Origin of the sequence: Paraburkholderia sp. BL25I1N1 (assembly GCF_003002025.1) — a bacterium.
In the GTDB taxonomy this organism is placed as follows: domain Bacteria; phylum Pseudomonadota; class Gammaproteobacteria; order Burkholderiales; family Burkholderiaceae; genus Paraburkholderia.
Genome location: NZ_PVZB01000030.1, coordinates 37,173 through 53,738 on the forward strand (window position 1 = coordinate 37,173; position 16,566 = coordinate 53,738).

15 protein-coding genes are annotated in these 16,566 nt (G+C 56.2%); 10 read left to right on the plus strand and 5 right to left on the minus strand.

Going from position 1 to position 16,566, the window contains the following annotated elements; all coding sequences use genetic code 11:
* Window positions 1–142: 142 nt before the first annotated feature.
* Both B0G73_RS33275 and B0G73_RS33280 read right to left on the minus strand, forming a co-directional pair.
* Window positions 143–1,387: a cation:dicarboxylate symporter family transporter gene (locus B0G73_RS33275; protein WP_106285378.1), complete on the minus strand. Its 1,245-nt coding sequence runs from the start codon at window positions 1,385–1,387 to the stop codon at window positions 143–145.
* 104 nt (window positions 1,388–1,491) lie between these two features.
* A complete protein-coding gene (locus B0G73_RS33280; RefSeq protein ID WP_106285379.1) occupies window positions 1,492–1,917 on the minus strand; it encodes a VOC family protein in 426 nt (141 codons plus the stop codon).
* Between the two features lie 223 nt (window positions 1,918–2,140).
* Between B0G73_RS33280 and B0G73_RS33285 the strand changes: the two genes are divergently transcribed.
* Complete coding sequence (locus tag B0G73_RS33285) at window positions 2,141–3,031, plus strand: LysR substrate-binding domain-containing protein (RefSeq protein ID WP_106285380.1); 891 nt, start codon at window positions 2,141–2,143, stop codon at window positions 3,029–3,031.
* Window positions 3,032–3,087: 56 nt separating this feature from the next.
* On the opposite strand, the gene ggt is transcribed toward B0G73_RS33285, so the two are convergent.
* The gene (gene ggt, locus B0G73_RS33290; RefSeq protein WP_106285428.1) at window positions 3,088–4,821 is read right to left on the minus strand and encodes a gamma-glutamyltransferase; all 1,734 of its coding nucleotides are present in this window, start codon (window positions 4,819–4,821) and stop codon (window positions 3,088–3,090) included.
* 434 nt (window positions 4,822–5,255) lie between these two features.
* Here ggt and B0G73_RS33295 point away from each other — a divergent pair, with 434 nt between their 5' ends.
* From B0G73_RS33295 to B0G73_RS33320, 6 genes are all read left to right on the plus strand, one after another.
* Window positions 5,256–5,837 carry a TetR/AcrR family transcriptional regulator gene (locus B0G73_RS33295; protein ID WP_106285381.1) on the plus strand — a complete coding sequence of 194 codons (582 nt, stop codon included), beginning with the start codon at window positions 5,256–5,258 and terminating at the stop codon, window positions 5,835–5,837.
* A 51-nt stretch (window positions 5,838–5,888) separates the two neighbouring features.
* Complete coding sequence (locus B0G73_RS33300) at window positions 5,889–6,989, plus strand: alkene reductase (RefSeq protein WP_106285382.1); 1,101 nt, start codon at window positions 5,889–5,891, stop codon at window positions 6,987–6,989.
* A 93-nt stretch (window positions 6,990–7,082) separates the two neighbouring features.
* Window positions 7,083–7,826: an SDR family oxidoreductase gene (locus B0G73_RS33305; RefSeq protein WP_106285383.1), complete on the plus strand. Its 744-nt coding sequence runs from the start codon at window positions 7,083–7,085 to the stop codon at window positions 7,824–7,826.
* A gap of 62 nt (window positions 7,827–7,888) precedes the next feature.
* The gene (locus B0G73_RS33310; RefSeq protein WP_090812618.1) at window positions 7,889–8,266 is read left to right on the plus strand and encodes a nuclear transport factor 2 family protein; all 378 of its coding nucleotides are present in this window, start codon (window positions 7,889–7,891) and stop codon (window positions 8,264–8,266) included.
* Window positions 8,267–8,733: 467 nt separating this feature from the next.
* Window positions 8,734–9,180: an SRPBCC family protein gene (locus B0G73_RS33315; RefSeq protein ID WP_106285384.1), complete on the plus strand. Its 447-nt coding sequence runs from the start codon at window positions 8,734–8,736 to the stop codon at window positions 9,178–9,180.
* A complete protein-coding gene (locus B0G73_RS33320) occupies window positions 9,177–9,764 on the plus strand; it encodes a flavin reductase family protein (RefSeq protein WP_106285385.1) in 588 nt (195 codons plus the stop codon). Before B0G73_RS33315 ends, B0G73_RS33320 begins: the two co-directional genes overlap by 4 nt.
* Window positions 9,765–10,061: 297 nt before the next feature.
* On the opposite strand, the gene B0G73_RS33325 is transcribed toward B0G73_RS33320, so the two are convergent.
* The gene (locus B0G73_RS33325) at window positions 10,062–11,597 is read right to left on the minus strand and encodes a class I adenylate-forming enzyme family protein (RefSeq protein WP_106285386.1); all 1,536 of its coding nucleotides are present in this window, start codon (window positions 11,595–11,597) and stop codon (window positions 10,062–10,064) included.
* A gap of 127 nt (window positions 11,598–11,724) precedes the next feature.
* Complete coding sequence (locus tag B0G73_RS33330) at window positions 11,725–12,933, minus strand: PLP-dependent aspartate aminotransferase family protein (RefSeq protein WP_106285387.1); 1,209 nt, start codon at window positions 12,931–12,933, stop codon at window positions 11,725–11,727.
* 224 nt (window positions 12,934–13,157) lie between these two features.
* Here B0G73_RS33330 and B0G73_RS40230 point away from each other — a divergent pair, with 224 nt between their 5' ends.
* The 3 genes from B0G73_RS40230 (at window position 13,158) to B0G73_RS33340 (ending at window position 16,532) form a co-directional block, all read left to right on the plus strand.
* The gene (locus B0G73_RS40230) at window positions 13,158–14,204 is read left to right on the plus strand and encodes a MaoC/PaaZ C-terminal domain-containing protein (RefSeq protein WP_146144263.1); all 1,047 of its coding nucleotides are present in this window, start codon (window positions 13,158–13,160) and stop codon (window positions 14,202–14,204) included.
* Between the two features lie 68 nt (window positions 14,205–14,272).
* Window positions 14,273–15,211: a D-isomer specific 2-hydroxyacid dehydrogenase family protein gene (locus B0G73_RS33335; RefSeq protein WP_181196693.1), complete on the plus strand. Its 939-nt coding sequence runs from the start codon at window positions 14,273–14,275 to the stop codon at window positions 15,209–15,211.
* Between the two features lie 106 nt (window positions 15,212–15,317).
* Window positions 15,318–16,532, plus strand: a complete 1,215-nt coding sequence (locus B0G73_RS33340) for a CaiB/BaiF CoA-transferase family protein (RefSeq protein WP_258194076.1) — start codon at window positions 15,318–15,320, stop codon at window positions 16,530–16,532.
* Window positions 16,533–16,566 lie beyond the last annotated feature (34 nt).

The window sequence follows — 16,566 nt, forward strand, 5'->3', positions numbered from 1 at the left end:
GTCGTCTGAACGTGGACGTCGGTGACCACCCTCTATTACGCCCGTTAAACGGAACGGTATAAGGCATCATGTGCTGACCGAGACGGATACGCCCTCCGAGACAGGGCGTATCCCGCACCACGCAGCCGTTCGCGGGACGCGCTTACGCGGTAACTCTCTCTTCCGCAGTGCGTTTCTGTTCCCATCGAGCGATGACCAGTGGTGCCACCGCGTTTCCGAGAACGTTCAATGTCGTCGTTCCACTGTCAATCACGCGGAAGATGCCGGCAATGAGTGCAACCCCTTCGAGCGGTATCCCAGCAGAGGCGAGGGTTGCTGACAGAATGATGATTGCGAAGCCTGGAACGCCGGCAGCGCCCTTCGACATAAGGACCATCGTTACGACGAGCACTGCTTGTTGCGACAAGGAAAGGTCGAGTCCGTACAACTGAGAAATAAAGATCGTAGCGACACCAAGGAAGATGGACGCTCCGTCGAGATTAAAAGCGTAGCCCACCGGGACCACGAAACTCACTACGCGGCGTGGCACGCCATATTCCTCGAGCTTCTCCATCAACTGAGGCATGACGGCAGCGGAGGCGGCGCTCGAAAAGGCGAGAATCAGCTCGCTTCTGAAATAGCGCATCAGCCTGAAGACGTTCTCACCAATCAGCAAGCAGATTCCGCCAAGCACCACCACGGCAAATACGAGCAGCGAGAAGTAGACCACACCGATGAGTTTCAGCAGCGGGAGCAAGGAAGCGAAGCCAAATGATGCAACGGTGGCTCCGATCATCCCAAAGACACCAATCGGCGCGTAGGCCATGACCATCGCGACAACTTTGAACATTGCGTCAGCGACTCCCTGCAGCACAGCGAGGACCGGAGCGCTCCGCTCTCGAGGCATTGCGTTCAGAGCAATCCCGAACAGTACAGCGAAGAAAAGGATTGAAAGCAGCTTGCCGTCGGTAAGCGCACTGAATAGATTGTCCGGGACAATGTTTTGCAAGACGATAAGGGCGCCTTTGCTGGGCTCGGTTTTTATTGTCGTACCGGCGTGCGTCAAACCGGAAATATTTGTACCCAAACCAGGCTTGAGCAAATTCCCGAAGACCAGGCCGACGATCGTAGCAAGGCCAGTAATCGAGAAGAAGTACAACATGGACTTGATGCCCATTCTTCCGAAGGACTTGCTATCACCGCCACCCGCGATTCCGAGGATCATGCAAGAAAACACGATTGGTACGACGACCATCTTCATCATCTTGATGAAGATATCGCCAAGCGGCTTCAGTATTTCCGCAGTTACCCATTGTTGGCTATGCGAGTGAGTGTTGAAAAACCAACCGACCGCAATGCCGATCACCAAACCAATGACTATCTGCCACACCAATGTTATGCGCTTCATGATTGTCTCCGATGCGCCCGGATGGTCCGCTTTAACGGAGCTCAAGCGCTATTTGTACTGTCAGGCGTAAAAAAGGCGGCACCGTCAACGCGTGCCACCCCTAATCACTTCGCAAACAGCTGACTCATGTCCTTGAACGCCTTAAACTCTAGCGCGTTGCCACAGGGGTCGAGGAAGAACATGGTTGCCTGTTCGCCTACCTGACCTTGGAATCGAATGTAAGGCTCGATTACGAACTTCGTTCCAAATGACTTCAGGCGAGCGGCCAACGCTTCCCATTGTTCCCAGTCGAGCACGATGCCGAAGTGCGGAACCGGCACGTCGTGACCATCTACTGGATTGGCACGTGCATGCTCCTGGTCAGCAGTCTTGCCGTGCTCGTGGATGACCAGCTGGTGGCCAAAAAAGTCGAAGTCAACCCATTGCGTATCCGAACGACCTTCCTTGAGACCAAACACCTCTCCATAAAAGTGTCGGGCAGCTGGCAAGTCATAGACTGGAATAGCCAGGTGAAACGGGGAAAGACTCATTGAAAACTCCGAGAATGATGTTGTGGCCGCGGCAAAGGTCGGTCGGTGCTGGATCCGGCGCTATTTTTCCAGACCTCTCGGCAGTAATGCCTTGTCGTGCTGCTAGTTCCTTCGTCGAAGCGGCAGGCTCCGAGATGCTCGTCTCGCACAAACAAATTGTAGAAACGCGGAAAGGAAAATAAAATCAATATATATTTTTCATTCTCACAAAAAGGATTTGTATATGATCCGCGAACTCAGGACGCTCCTGGCCGTTGCTCGCGAGGGCACGTTCGCCGCCGCAGGCGACAAGATAGGCCTGACGCAGGCCGCAGTCAGCGCGCAGATGCAGCGTCTGGAGTCAGAGCTGGGCTTCGAACTTTTCGACCGGAAGGGGCGTGCCGCGAAGCTGAATAAGCTGGGACACCAGACTTTGCTGCAGGCGCAGGAGCTGATTCGTCTGTACGAGAATCTGGGATCTCCGTCCGTGGGGGCGCCACCAAGCGTCCTGGTCAACGTTGGCGCGATTGCTTCAGCTCAGAGATCATTGCTGCCCGCAGCGCTCACGCGATTTCATCGGCAGCACCGGCAGTGCAGAACGCGGATTGTTCCTGGCCTCTCGTTGGAATTGCTCAACGCAGTTGACGCCGGCGAAATTGATCTCGCAGTTGTTATCCGACCGCCCTTCTCACTTCAGAAGGATCTACGCTGGACCACGTTGGTGAGCGAGCCGTTTAGGCTGATAGCACCGCGCAACGTGGCGGGCGATGACTGGGCAGAGTTGTTGTCGAGCCAACAATTTATCCGCTACGACCGGTCTTCCTTCGGTGGTCGTCAGGTCGACAAATTTTTGCGCGGCATGCACTTCACGCTCCGCGAAGTCTGCGAGGTCGACGAACTGGAAGCAATAGTCAAGCTCGTCGCGAACGGCTTAGGGGTCGCACTGGTCCCGCAAGTGGCGGCCTTTCGGCGATGGCCCGCCGCAGTTCGTGCCATCGATCTCGGGGCGCATACTTTTCACCGCGAAGTCGGCCTGGTGCACCGCGCCTTTGGTAACCTGTCCGAACCGGTGCGAGATCTGGCCAACCTGATCCGCTCCTGTGCCGATTCCTCCGGCGACGCCGACCCCAGCTGACACCGTAAGGCACGGGGCATCAAGAACAGGGGCCGAAGCCCCCGACCATGGCCAGCCTATTTAGCGATAACCGATGCACCACGACCGCGAGGATCGGACACTGGAATCGGATTGCCGTTGACAATTTGAACGGCCGCCACGTCCGTGTTGAAGCCACTATTGGCCACGGAATACCCTCGCGTCGCCAGCTCCGATACGAGCGACGACGGGAACGGTGCGTACGGTTCGTAGTAGACAACGGTACCTTGCGGCAACTGATGATGGAAGCGCATATTTTTTACGGAATCGGCAAGCGGCATGTTGTAATCGTAAACGTCAGATAACACCTGATAGAGCGACGTGAAGATATGCGAGCCTCCCGGAGTACCTATGACCATCGCCACCTTCCCGTTCTGCAGCAGAATGCTGGGAGACATCGATGATAGCGGACGCTTACCTGGCTGCACGGCATTTGCATCGCCCCCAACGACTCCAAGAGCGTTGGGTTGTCCTGCTACGGTGGCGAAATCGTCCATCTCATCGTTCAAGACAAATCCAGCACCGCGGACGACCACACCGCTGCCAAAGAAACCGTTCAGTGTGTACGTGTTGGACACAGCATTACCCCACTTGTCCACGATTGAGAAATGCGTGGTATGGAACTTCGGTTTTCCCGGAGCAACACTTGCCGACGGCGATATTGAGGTTGGGTTGACCTCCGCCGCGCGTTGAGCAATGTAGTCTGGGTCGAGCAAGCCCGCAACAGGTACGCTCACGAAGTCTGGATCACCCAGGTACGTTTCTCGGTCGGCAAACACGCGCTTCATCATCTCTGCGCTGAGGTGGATGTATTGAACGCTGTTTACGGGCACACCGGTGAATGCCGTGTTGGCAAGATCCGCCTTCATCCCGAGCAACTGAGCGAGCGCAACACCGCCCGAACTCGGAGGAGGCGCCGTCAACAGAGTCATCCCCTTCCACGTGAAAGAAATTGGTTGCCGCCATACCGGCTTGTACGACGCCAGGTCTGCTTTGCTGATAACACCCTTGCCGCCATCCTGCGTCATGGAGCTGACAAGCAGATCAGCGGTTTTTCCCTTGTAGAACTCGTCGGCGCCCCCGCTGGAGATCCGATCCAGTGTCGCCGCCAGGTCCGGCTGTGTAAAAGTCTGGTTCGCCTTCATCCCGCCAAAGTATTCCGACAGGTTGATGGGATAGGGATGGCCCTGATCCGCCGCAATCGTGCCGCTATAGTTGTCGACCGAGTCCTGCGACGGAATGTAACCGTTGCGCGCTAGCGCGATCGCTGGCGCGAGAAGTTGCCGCCACGGCAACTTGCAGAATCGCTGACACGCAGTCCAAAGCCCCATGACTGTCCCGGGGACACCGACTGCCTGGGCACCTTGGACGCTACTCTGCGGGTCTTCCTTGCCATCCGCAGTCGAAAACTGTGAAAAGAAAGTTGGGGACGTGGCCGCTGGGGCGACTTCGCGATAATCCAGGAAGTATGGCTGTCCATTCATGTAGATCGTCATGAATCCGCCGCCCCCAATGTTGCCGGCCTCAGGATACGTTACCGCTAGAGTGAAGGCCGTCGCCACTGCGGCATCTACTGCGTTGCCGCCAGCAGCCAAGATCTGCTGCGCGACCTGGGCACTGAAGTTATCTCCCGTTGCCGCAGCGCCAGCCGAGAGTTGGGTTGGCGCGTCCTGAGTTGGCGAGTCAATATGTCCCCCGCATGCCGAGAGGACACTTAAACTCACGCACGCTACCAAAACACTTCGTTTCAATGCGATATTTAGACCAAGCATGTCAACACCTCTGATATCTCCATCCAATGCCATGGGCGAGCGCCCCCCTGAACCCGGTGGACCCGCCATAAGATTCCTACCTCAAAGATCGATCAGTTTTGCAGGTTCGTATGCCACATGGACTTAGCACTCCTCTGAAGTTAGTGTTACGGACCGCATCTTCCGAAGCGGTAGACGCCAACGAATTCAGATATCCTAGGCCGCAGAAAAAACAAACATAATCAATAAATTTTTTAGTGAATCATCACATTTGTTAATGCAACGGACCGCCGATGAGCGCTACCAAATCTTGACCGAATGCAATGCCGGCGGCCTCTGACGGGGTACGGCCCGCTATTTGACCGAGCAGTCCTGCGGCACGATCGCTACGGTTCTGCGAGACCGCGTTCACAGGACTCGTAGACGACCGGTCGACTATCTGATAGGCTGTCGTCATGAGGAAACCAACTATAGAAATGCGGCAGCACATACTGGGTGCGGCGAAGTCCCTGATGACTGAAAAGGGGTACACCGCCGTGGGCTTAGCGGAGATCGTGGCGGCGGCCGACGTTCCGAAGGGCTCCTTCTATTACTACTTCAAGTCCAAAGAAGAGTTTGGTCAGGCATTGCTCGAGGGGTACTTTGACGATTACCTGTCCACGATAGAAGGAATGCTTAGTGGCGAAGGCAGCGCTTCTGCTCGCCTGCAGGCCTATTTCCGCTTCTGGGCCGACAAGCAGTGTACGGGGCTTACTGACGGAAAGTGCCTCGTAGTCAAGCTGGCACCGGAGATGTGTGACCTGTCCCAGGATTTGCGCGAAGCCCTCAAACGGGGAACGGACGCAATCGTTGAGCGGATCGCGCAATGTGTCAGGCAAGGTCAGGTGGATGGCTCGATCGCCGCAACCAAGCCCGCAATTGAACTGGCAGAGTCGTTGTATCAATTGTGGCTAGGTGCATCGCTGCTAGACAAGCTGAATCATGATGGCAAATCGTTTGAGATTGCTTTAGGTGCCATGGCTCACCTGCTGTCTTAACACTCTTTTTTGCTTTTTGTAGTCGACCGGTCAACTTTATGGGATTAACTGATGAATACCAGCACCAAAACCGACCTCTTTGAACCGAGCCGACTAGGCGCGATAGAGTTGGCAAACAGAATCGCGATGGCGCCGCTCACGCGGAGCCGCTACTCTGAGGATGGCGTGCCCAATGACCTGCACGCAACGTACTATGCTCAGCGTGCCGGCGCCGGGCTCATTGTGGCCGAAGCTACGAACATCTCGGCGCAGGGTCGCGGCTATGCGGCTACCCCAGGCATATGGAGTGACGAGCAGGTCGCCGGCTGGAAGAAGGTAACCAACGCGGTTCATGCTGCGGGCGGCAAAATCGTCAGCCAACTGTGGCACGTCGGCCGCTTCTCGAGCACAGAACTTCAGCCAAACGGCGAAGCGCCGGTCGCGCCGTCAGCTATAAAAGCTGAAGGCGAAACCTATACAGTGAAAGGCTTCGTGCCGGTATCGATGCCGCGAGCGTTGGAAACCGAAGAAATCCACGGCATCGTGGAGCAATACGCCCATGCGGCTGAGAATGCCAAGCGCGCGGGTTTCGATGGCGTCGAAGTGCACTCTGCCAATTGCTATCTGCTAGATCAATTCCTCCGAGATTCCACCAATAAGCGTACAGACCGATACGGCGGCTCAATCGAGAACCGCACGAGGCTTACGCTTGAGGTGACCGAGGCGATCGTCGATGTTTGGGGTAACGAAAGGGTTGGCTTACGCCTGTCGCCGGTTTCGCCCAATGCTGGAAATACCCCTCCGGACAGTACCGTGATGGCCACATACGGACATCTCATTCGCGGACTGAATCGCATGGGACTGGCCTACCTGCATTTTGTGGAAGGCGCGACCGGTGGTTCGCGGGACGTCCCTGCCGGGGTTGATCTCGACGCTCTACGGGCGCTCTTCGACGGTCCGTACATTGGCAACAACGACTATGACCTGGACCTCGCAATTCAGCGCCGTGCTGAAGGGAAGATCGACATCGTAGCGTTCGGCCGCCTGTTCATAGCAAACCCCGACCTCGTTGAAAGGCTCCGTCACGGTGCCGATCTAACGATTGCGCCGCGCGAGTCCTACTACAACGGGGGTGCGAAGGGTTACACCGATTGGCCGACCGGCGCTTATTAATCGTACGCCGATATCTGGAACATACCGCAGTCCCCTAACGTGACGATTAGGTGTCCACATCGCTTAGGGTAAACCTTCAGAGAGGACTTCAACATGAATTATCTGCAAGACAAAGTTGCCGTTATCACTGGTGCATCATCCGGCATCGGGGCGGCGACCGCCCGGGCCCTCGTGGCGCAGGGCGCTCGAGTAGTCGCCGTTGCCCGAGACGCCGCGGAAGTCGAGGCATTTGTTGCGACTGCCCGACAGAACGGTGGCGAGATTGTAGGTCACGTTGCAGACGTCACAGTCGCAAGACAGATGAAGGCAATGGCACAGTTCACCAAGGATGCGTACGGCTCCATCGATATCCTGGTCAACAACGCGGGCCTGATGCTGTTCTCGAACTGGACCGACTTCGCGACCGATGATTGGGAGAAGATGATTGAAGTCAATATCAAAGGCTACCTGAACGCGATTGCGGCCGTGCTGCCTTTTATGCAGCAGCAGAAGTCCGGCCATATTCTGAATATGGACTCGATTGCCGGCCATCACGTGGTGCCATCGGCGGGTATCTACTGCGCAACAAAGTTCTTCGTCCAGGCTGTCACGGAGTCCTTGCGCAAGGAGCTTTCCGTGCACCTTGGCATTCGAGCGGGAACGATCAGTCCCGGGGTAGTCGACACTGGATGGGCAAACAAAGTCAGCGATCCAGAAGGCCGCAAGGCTGCGCAGGAGCTCAACAAGCTTGCCATCGCACCTGAAGCTGTAGCACAGGCTGTCGTCTACGCCCTCAATCAACCCGCGATGGTCAATATAAACGACATTGTTATCACGCCGACCCGGCAGGACTGGTAAGTCGGCAGGTGTTTCTCGCCCCTACTCTTCCTTAATGTTTTGTTATTTCGAGGATGCATATCATGAATAGTCCCACCTACGTGCAAGAATATAATGCGATCGTGGAAGTTCTCAAGCAGTACAACGAGGGCGGCAAGCAAGCGAAAAGCAATATCATGAAGCCTGCATTCAGCGAGCAGGCTACCATCTTCGGCGTCGACGGCGATAGCAAATTGACCGGCGGTCCGATTCAAGGCCTCTTCGACACCATAGACAGTGTCTTCAAGCCATCGCCTGATGCCAAGGCTGCTGTCACCCGGATCGACATCGCAGGCACCGCCGCCAGCGCTCGCATCGACACAAATGACCTCTCCGGTTTCTGCTTTACTGATTTCTTCAATCTCTTAAAGGTCGAAGGCAAGTGGACAATAGTCAGTAAAATCTATCACACCCACGTCTGATTTAATCACCCGGGCATGGCCGGGCTGTTTTCGCTCGGCCATGCGCACGGCGCGCCATTACCCCAGCATAAGATCCATTCTTCGCATAGACCTATTGCCTATAGGCGCGACGTGACTAGTCGGCAGCAACGGGGTGCGCTTTCTGCTTCGGGACCCGCGTCCACTCCGCTTCTTAGCGCGCCTCCAGGCGGCAAGTAGGTAAGCTTGGAAGTGCGTTCGCTTTATCTCTCCGGCTCGCAAACATTGGTTGGCTATCGGCCACAGATCCGCTGTTTAGCTTATGTCGGCGTACTGCCAGTGGGAGTCTTCGCAACCATCGCGCTGGCGCCTTCGCCGCACAGCGAAGATCACCCGAGCAGTGGTCGAAGCAGCGCCCGTCGCCCGCCGAGTCGAACACCTTGTGCCCTCGAAAACGGCCTGACTTGAGGGTAAAAACAGCAATCCATCTGAACTAGGAAGGAATGGTCATGCCAACTGTCGAATTCTCCGCCGTAATTGATGGCGACGCCGATAGGATTTGGAACGTTCTTAAACGTTTCGGTAAAATCAGTGAATGGTTTCCCGCCATCACCGACAGCATCACTGAAGGCGATCAGCCCGATGGTATGGTGGGGAGCGTTCGCCGCATCAGGCTTCAAGATGGCAGCACGTTGCGCGAACGCCTTCTTTCCGTGGATGACCGGCATCGCAGGCTATCGTATTGCATTGAAGAGTCGTTCCTCCCACTGGACAACTATGTCGCCGCCGTCATTCTTGTTCCGCTGACGGGAGAATCGCGCACCTTTATTCATTGGACGGCGAGCTTCGACCTGCGGGCAAGCGACGCCGAGGGCCAGTATGAGAAGCTCATTGCAGGATTGTTCAGTGCAGGCAACGACAGCCTACAAGCATTCGTACGCAAGGAGCAGGCATGAACGGGTATCTGAAGCCGGTTGAACTCGGAAAGGCCTCCAGGTTGATCCATCATGGCCCCACCGTTCTTGTGTCTGCTCATCACCAAGGAGTGGACGACGTAATGGCGGTTGGGTGGGCTTGCGCGCTCGACTTCGCTCCGCCAAAGCTGACCGTAGTGCTGGATAAGGTCGCTCGTACTCGTGAGCTCGTAGAAGGTAGTGCGATCTTCGTAGTGCAAGTGCCTACAGTGGCCCAACTGCAGCTTGTTGATGCGGTGGGCACCAGCACACTGTTCAATGATCCGGATAAACTACTGAAAAGTGATGTGCATCTGTTCCACCAGGATGGCTTTGGGCACTTGCCTTTCGTAACCGGCTGTTCGGCGTGGCTCGCTTGCAAGCTAATTCCGGAGCCGCACAATCAGGAAAGCTACGACCTTTTTATCGGTGAGATCGTCGGAGCATGGGCCGATACACGTGTGTTTCGGGAGGGCCATTGGCATTTCCAGGATGCGGATCCGGCTTGGCGGAGTCTGCATTACATCGCAGGCGGGCATTACTACGCAACCGGCGACTCCTTCTTCGCCGCAACGGTTGAGAGCTAGATAATCCTTCGAATGTAAAAAAAGACCGGTGCCCAGATCAAGGCGCACCGGTCGGAATACTCTACTCGCTACCCCCGCCCGGCCGATTCGCGATCTAAGTCAGATTCCTGAGCGTAAGCGATGAGCGGGACTAGAGACGTCGCAAGACGAGGCCACCTGAATACCTTTTTTTCAAAACGTCAGCGGTTCGAAAATGGCAGGACGTCCCTGTCGTGTCCTCCACTTGCGAGCAGCCGCTCGGCTGCTCTCGCAAAGATTGTCAAAGGTAGATGTTCCTCGCGCTACGGAGTGCTCGGCTCATCCCGAAAGGCCTTCCGCCTCCTTAAGTTCTGGTCGCGGCCCATCGATTAAATGGTACTGAGCCAAAATAGCGTCCTTGATTGCCCGCCTGACGATCTTACCCTGAGCGTTGCGTGGCAGTCTTTCGAAGGGCACTAGCAATCGCGGACGCTTATAGCTCGTCATGGATTCGGCTACGGCTCTCATCTGTTCCCGCCAGTTCGGAGGGGGAGACTCCACTGCTGCAAGTATGACCTCTCCCCAATACTCCGAGGGGATACCGACCACTGCGATTTCTGAGTTGCCCACGCTCCCCGCCAAAGCGCGCTCGACCTCATCGGGGGCGACCTTGTAACCGCCCGTCTTGATCATATCTGCGGCACGTCCGACCAGGCGCAAGCGGCCTTTGGCATCGATAAAGCCTAGATCGCCAGTATCGTGATATTCGCCTTGAGACATCGGCATGAAGCCGTCCCGCGTTCTGTACCCAGACATTAAGTGATGAGCTCGAACGTGTACCGTTCCTACCTCTCCGTCGGGAAGAACATTCGCATCATCGTCGCGAATCGCGACTTCCACTCCAGCAGCTGGCCATCCGACGCAAACAGCGAGTCCCTCTTCCTGATACCAATGATCCGTCTCAGCAGACTCCATCACAGTAATCGGATTAAACAGTTCGCTTTTACCATAAGTGATACGGATTACCGGGCCGAAGACCTCGCGAGCTCGGCGATACAGATGAGGGCTCAATATTGCCGTCCCGCAAAAGATCGACTTCACCGCAGGGAAGCGCCTACCTTCGGCCGCATCCACAACTTTTGCCAAGACAGTCGGCGGCATGAACGCCGCCGCACAGTCGCCACGCTCGAACATTTCCAGGACTTGCGGGGTATTCACTCCGTCCATCAGCACGACCGAACCGCCAGACGAGAGATATGCATAGGCGAGCAACGAAGCACCATGGGAAAATGGCGTCATTAAAAGCACTGGACCACTTTCCGACGGCTGATGCGGCAGGTTTGCACGAAGCAGCAGGTTGGCGATCCACCTTCCTTCCTGCGTGTGGAGTGCGCCTTTTGGCGGACCAGAGGTTCCCGAAGTGAAAACAACACGTGCCGCTGCCGTTGGCTCAACCTGCGGATAGTCTGCGGGATCGAACGTTTTTGGTCCGATTGAATCTACCTCTACCACGGGGCCTTTAAATTCTGCAAAGCGCTCGACGAGATCTGCGCTGGTAAGCACGAGTTTCGCCTCGCTAACTGCCAGGCAGTGCTCCAATTCGTTCTTGCTGAGTGCAGGATTAATCGGCGCCTCAGCGAACCCCGCCATCATGACAGCATAACCCGCGGCAACCGCGTCAGAGCCGTTGCGAAACAGGGTTGCGATGGTCTCGTCTGCGCCTAACTGAAACGACCGCAGTTGGGTAGCGATTCCACTCGCCTTCGCAATAAGATCTTTATAGGTGACACGGCCACGTGTATCAATAACAGCAACACGGTCACCATAGCGCGCTGCAATTTGCGCGACGTCGTTCGCGGGCTTGAAGGACTGCATGTTTTAGGCTCCCTTTGTCCGTAGGTGGGAGTCAGTATTGTTCTCGATTGAATCGACGTCACAGAGCAGATCGAATCATCACAAATGTGATCTAACGGAACCTCCGTTCTGGAATATTCTTCGGGAATTATATTGCATTGAGCGCGACGTCAAAGTCACGCTTCAGGTCGTCAATGTGCTCCAGACCGACTGCTAGTCGAACGAGGTTCGGAACAATGTTGGCATCCCTCATTTGTGATTCTGTCATCGTGCCAGCCCACATGGCGGCCGTATGGACAACCAGCGTGTGCACTCCGCCCAGGCTGACCGCTTGGATCGCCAAACTCAATGATGCGACAAAACGGGAGGCCGCTTCAAAGCCTCCTCTAACCGCTAGCGCTATCACGGGCCCGAACCCCGTCATTTGACGCGTTGCCAAATCATGTTGGGGGTGACTACTGAGTCCTGGATAGTACACCCTCTCCACCATCGGATGTCGCTCTAACCAGGCCGCAAGTTCCAAGGCGTTGTCGTTCATGCGCGCCATACGCAATGAAAGCGTACGTACGCCCCGTAGCAGTAGCCAGCCATCCATAGGAGAGAGGACAGAGCCAAGGATGATATGCGTCGCCCAAATGCGCTCTGCAAGCGCATAGGAACAGCAGATGACGCCAGCCATCAGGTCGTGGTGCCCTCCCAGTGCCTTGGTCGCGCTGTGGACGACGATGTCGATTCCAAGTGCATGTGGCTTTTGATTAATCGGAGACGCGAACGTGTTGTCGGCGACGGTTAAGATCCCTCGCGGCCGGGCCATCGACGCAATTCTTCTGAGATCGGTGAGGACGAGCGTGGGATTCGCCGGAGTCTCAAGCATGATGAGTTTCGTCTCAGCGCGCAACGATGCCTCAATGAGGTCTGCGTCGCTCTGTTCGACTAATGAGACTTCGACACCGAGTCGTGGCAGCAGCTCATCGAACAGCTTTGCGGTAGCCATATAGTGTCGAGTCTGCGCTATCACATGGTCGCCTGCCTTAAGAAGGCTTAACGCCGTCGTGCTGATAGCGCCCATCCCCGAACCAGTAAGCAAGGCCGTTTCTGTGCCCTCCAGTTCAGCAACAATCGCGGCGACCCGATCGTGGGTCGGGTTCCCGTAGCGCGTATAGTAGGTGGAGTGGCGTGCAGTACTCGCCATCTCCACGAAGTCCGCCGCGTCTGTCGCTCTGAAGGTAGCCGAATAGTAGATCGGAGGCACTACAGAACTGCTATCGCCGTGCGCTGAGTCACCATGCAGGACGAGTGTTTCGTCGCGCCACTCCGCGCGGCTGCCGTGGGCCGTTGCCGGCCTAGTGTCTTTCATCTCCACCCCTCCAAATCAACTGACTATTTGACAAGACGCATCTTTCGCAGCGCATAGACCCGTCCCTCGATGTTCTCGCATTCTAACGGAATCCCTGACGATGGAAATCACAGATATTTTTGCGAAATCACGTGGAAACCTGCATTGCACACGTGTGTATTTGCGTATACCATGGCCTCATACATGACTGACGTGCAGCAAAGTCGGTCGCATGGGGAGATCATATGTTTTCGGCTTATTACGCCTTGGGTAACTCCCGCTTCCAGGAGCGGTTCGGCGTTTCGTTTGAGGGGCTGGCGCCCGGTCAACGCTTTCTGCACCGACCGGGCATCACATTTTCCCAGCAGGAAAATGTGGATGATTCACTCAATATGCTGAACAGTGCGATGCTGCACTATGACGAGCGTTACGCGGGAGGGACCGCGTGGGAACGCCCGTTGATGGTGAGCACGTGGACACTTCAGCGCCTCATTGGCATGACCTGGAAGACCTTCGGAACTTACCGAAAACGAATTCTTTCAATGGACAGTATCGCCATGAAGGGGCCGGTGTTCGGCGGCGATACGATCTATGCAGAGACAGAAGTATTGCAGAAGACGCTGTCGAGCGCTTCTGCGTTAGTCCGGCTCCGTACGGAGGGCTACAACCAGCGCCGAGAGCAGATCGCGGTCGTCGAGTACACCATTGAGATGTTCCATGAAGGTGACCTGCCCGACGCAATCCGGATTGGCGGGCAGCCAAGTGACGAACTCCGATTCCGCTCACATCGTGACAATGGTGACGGTACATATACCGAGCAGGTTGGGCTCTTCTTTGAAGACCTCGCCGAGAACGAAACCTTCGCTCACTTCCCTCGCCGTACCATCCTGCCCAGTGACCTCGCTGCGCGGGCTTATAGTGCGCTGGACTGGAGTCCTGCCAGCCATGACTTCGCCTGGGCGGAGGCCGCCGGGTTGCCTGGCAACAGTCCGCCCCAGACGTGGCTAGTAGGCCTCATAGCCGCGCTTTCGACACGAACGTTGGGACGTGTCGTGGCTAACTTGGCGTGGAATAAGGTCGAATTTCTCTCTGATGTCTTTGCAGGCGACACGGTCGAATCTCGCTCCACCATCACCGGCACCCGGGTATCAACGTCCAGACCCAACGAGGGCATTGTTACTGTGGACACGGAGGGTATCGCGCAAGACAGCAGATGCGTTCTTCGATTTTCGAGAACGTTGCTCGTCTACCGCAAGTCCGCCCAAACCCCGTATCAGGTAGCCGGCTACTAACAGCATCCCTTCGGAAATGCGTCTGTGTCAGGCGCGTTCGATTCAGGCGTCAAAATAAGGAGACAGCCATGAAAGCCCTGCTTCACTACCGTGCGAGCCCTATGTTTCAAGAGCGGCTGATGCAGAGCCGGCCTGACTGGCTAGATGTAGTCGTTGTCGATGAGGACGACCAGCCGGCTCTTCAGAAAGAGCTCAAGGACACAGACGTATTGCTTCATGTGTTGGCGCCTGCCGACAGGACGTTGATGAGCTTTGCGCCACACCTGAAGCTGATCCAAAAGATCGGAATTGGCGTGAACACTATTGACCTGGTCGAAGCCGAGGCGCGGCGAATCAAAGTCGCTAACATGCCCGGCACAAATACCCAGGCCGTCGCTGAACTAGCATTGGGCCTGATGCTCTCGACGCTCCGCAACATCCCTGTCCTGGACCGGGCTACCCGCTCAGGAGAAGGATGGACGCTCCCGGCGAGCGTGACCGACCGCCAAGGGGAAATATGTGGGAAGACAGTTGGATTGGTGGGCTATGGCGCAGTGTCGCAACGTCTTGCCCCAGTGCTCCGGGCCCTCGGCGCTGCTGTTAAGTATTTCAGCGTCGACGCTCACACCGATCCAGGCGCTACAGATTCCCTTGATGCGTTGCTGGCCCAATCCGATATCGTTTCCTTGCATTTGCCCCTCACTCCAAAAACTGAACACATGGTGGACGCATCCTTCCTCGGCGGAATGAAGGCAGGCAGTCTCCTGATTAATACCGCCCGTGGCGGCCTGGTCGACGAGGCTGCGCTCCTTGGCGCACTACAAAGCGGACATCTGCGTGGCGCTGGACTCGATGTCTTGGAGCAGGAGCCTATCAAGGCATCCAACCCCCTGCTAACGCTCGATAACGTCGTCGTCACGCCGCATTTGGCTTGGTTCACCGCCGAGACCGTGCAGCGAAGCCTTGATGTTGCCTTCGAGAATTGCAAACGCCTAAAAGAAGGCGAACCGCTCCTCTTTGCCGTCTAGGACGGCAGACTAGTAGGCAGTAAGTTCACCGGCCTAAATGCACACGTGTGCGTTTCCTTTCGAACCAGTCAAGCCCATTCTTTCTTGACCCGTTATCGGGGCGACCTTGGCCGACCGGGAACTTAAGTCGTCTACTGATGAACTGCATCAAACGGAGATCTTTATGTCGTTGCCAAATCAATTGCCGCTCCGCGATATTGTCGTTATTGAACTCGGTCATAGCGTCGCGGCGCCGTTCGCGGGGCAAATATTCGCCGATCTTGGCGCCACTGTTATTAAGGTTGAAAAATCTTCTGGCGATGATGCACGAGGGTGGGGGCCGCCGTTCTGGGAAGGAGCCGCATCCTTGTTTCAGACCTTAAACCGCAATAAGCAGTCAGTTGTTTGCAATCTTCGCGATGCCCAGCAATTGCTCGCGCTTAAGCGGTTGATTCACGAAAGTGCGGACGTAGTGATTCAGAATCTCCGGCCCGGCCAAGTCGCGAAGCTAGGCTTGGACGCTAAAACACTGCGCGCCGAGAAGCCGGAGCTCATTTATTGCAATATGGGCGCTTTCGGTAACAAAGGTCCACTAAAGGATCACCCAGGGTACGACCCGCTGATGCAGGCCTTTGGCGGCATCATGAGCACCACGGGCGAGCCCGGCCAACGATCCGTGCGCGTGGGCCCATCCATCGTCGACATGGGCACCGGAATGTGGGCGGCAATCGGGGTGCTGACGGCGCTCTATCAGCGCAAGTCGAGCGGCAGCGGCGCCGACGTCGACGTGTCCCTGTTCGAAACCGCTGTGTCTTGGATGTCGGTATTTGCCTGTCAATACATGTCTTCCGGTGAAGTTCCGGGCAAAAGTGGCTCCGGCTCGGCCAGCATTGTGCCTTACAAGAGCTATCTGACGGAGGATGGCGAACTGGTCGTGGCGGCCGGTAACGACGCCCTCTTCCAAAAGCTCTGCGTGGTAATTGGGATGCCAGAACTCGCAAGTGACCCACAGTACATCGACAACAAGAGTCGAGTCCTGAATCACAAAGCGCTTTACGCCATTTTGGATCCGGTTTTCCTGCAGCGACCGTCCGATGAGTGGACGTCGATCCTTGAGACTGCAGGAATCCCATGTGCCCCGGTTAATGACACGGCCGAGATGGTAAATCATCCGCAAACGGCAGACCTAGGAATTATTGCTCCTGTGCCTGGGACGGACATGCGCATGGTCGGCTTGCCAATCACCTTGAATGGTGAACGTCCAACTCCCTACCGCGCGCCGCCTATGCTAGGTGAGCACACAGATCTACACCTTTTCTCAACTGCCGCAGCCGCCGATTGAAGGCGCGTAAGCGACGACTCAATGACTTCTGGAA

Bases quoted from the DNA above. Each gene is read 5' to 3' on its own strand.
- B0G73_RS33275 (WP_106285378.1), bottom strand. From the start codon at position 1,387: ATGAAGCGCATAACATTGGTGTGGCAGATAGTCATTGGTTTGGTGATC.
- B0G73_RS33280 (WP_106285379.1), bottom strand. From the start codon at position 1,917: ATGAGTCTTTCCCCGTTTCACCTGGCTATTCCAGTCTATGACTTGCCA.
- B0G73_RS33285 (WP_106285380.1), top strand. From the start codon at position 2,141: ATGATCCGCGAACTCAGGACGCTCCTGGCCGTTGCTCGCGAGGGCACG.
- ggt (WP_106285428.1), bottom strand. From the start codon at position 4,821: ATGCTTGGTCTAAATATCGCATTGAAACGAAGTGTTTTGGTAGCGTGC.
- B0G73_RS33295 (WP_106285381.1), top strand. From the start codon at position 5,256: ATGAGGAAACCAACTATAGAAATGCGGCAGCACATACTGGGTGCGGCG.
- B0G73_RS33300 (WP_106285382.1), top strand. From the start codon at position 5,889: ATGAATACCAGCACCAAAACCGACCTCTTTGAACCGAGCCGACTAGGC.
- B0G73_RS33305 (WP_106285383.1), top strand. From the start codon at position 7,083: ATGAATTATCTGCAAGACAAAGTTGCCGTTATCACTGGTGCATCATCC.
- B0G73_RS33310 (WP_090812618.1), top strand. From the start codon at position 7,889: ATGAATAGTCCCACCTACGTGCAAGAATATAATGCGATCGTGGAAGTT.
- B0G73_RS33315 (WP_106285384.1), top strand. From the start codon at position 8,734: ATGCCAACTGTCGAATTCTCCGCCGTAATTGATGGCGACGCCGATAGG.
- B0G73_RS33320 (WP_106285385.1), top strand. From the start codon at position 9,177: ATGAACGGGTATCTGAAGCCGGTTGAACTCGGAAAGGCCTCCAGGTTG.
- B0G73_RS33325 (WP_106285386.1), bottom strand. From the start codon at position 11,597: ATGCAGTCCTTCAAGCCCGCGAACGACGTCGCGCAAATTGCAGCGCGC.
- B0G73_RS33330 (WP_106285387.1), bottom strand. From the start codon at position 12,933: ATGAAAGACACTAGGCCGGCAACGGCCCACGGCAGCCGCGCGGAGTGG.
- B0G73_RS40230 (WP_146144263.1), top strand. From the start codon at position 13,158: ATGTTTTCGGCTTATTACGCCTTGGGTAACTCCCGCTTCCAGGAGCGG.
- B0G73_RS33335 (WP_181196693.1), top strand. From the start codon at position 14,273: ATGAAAGCCCTGCTTCACTACCGTGCGAGCCCTATGTTTCAAGAGCGG.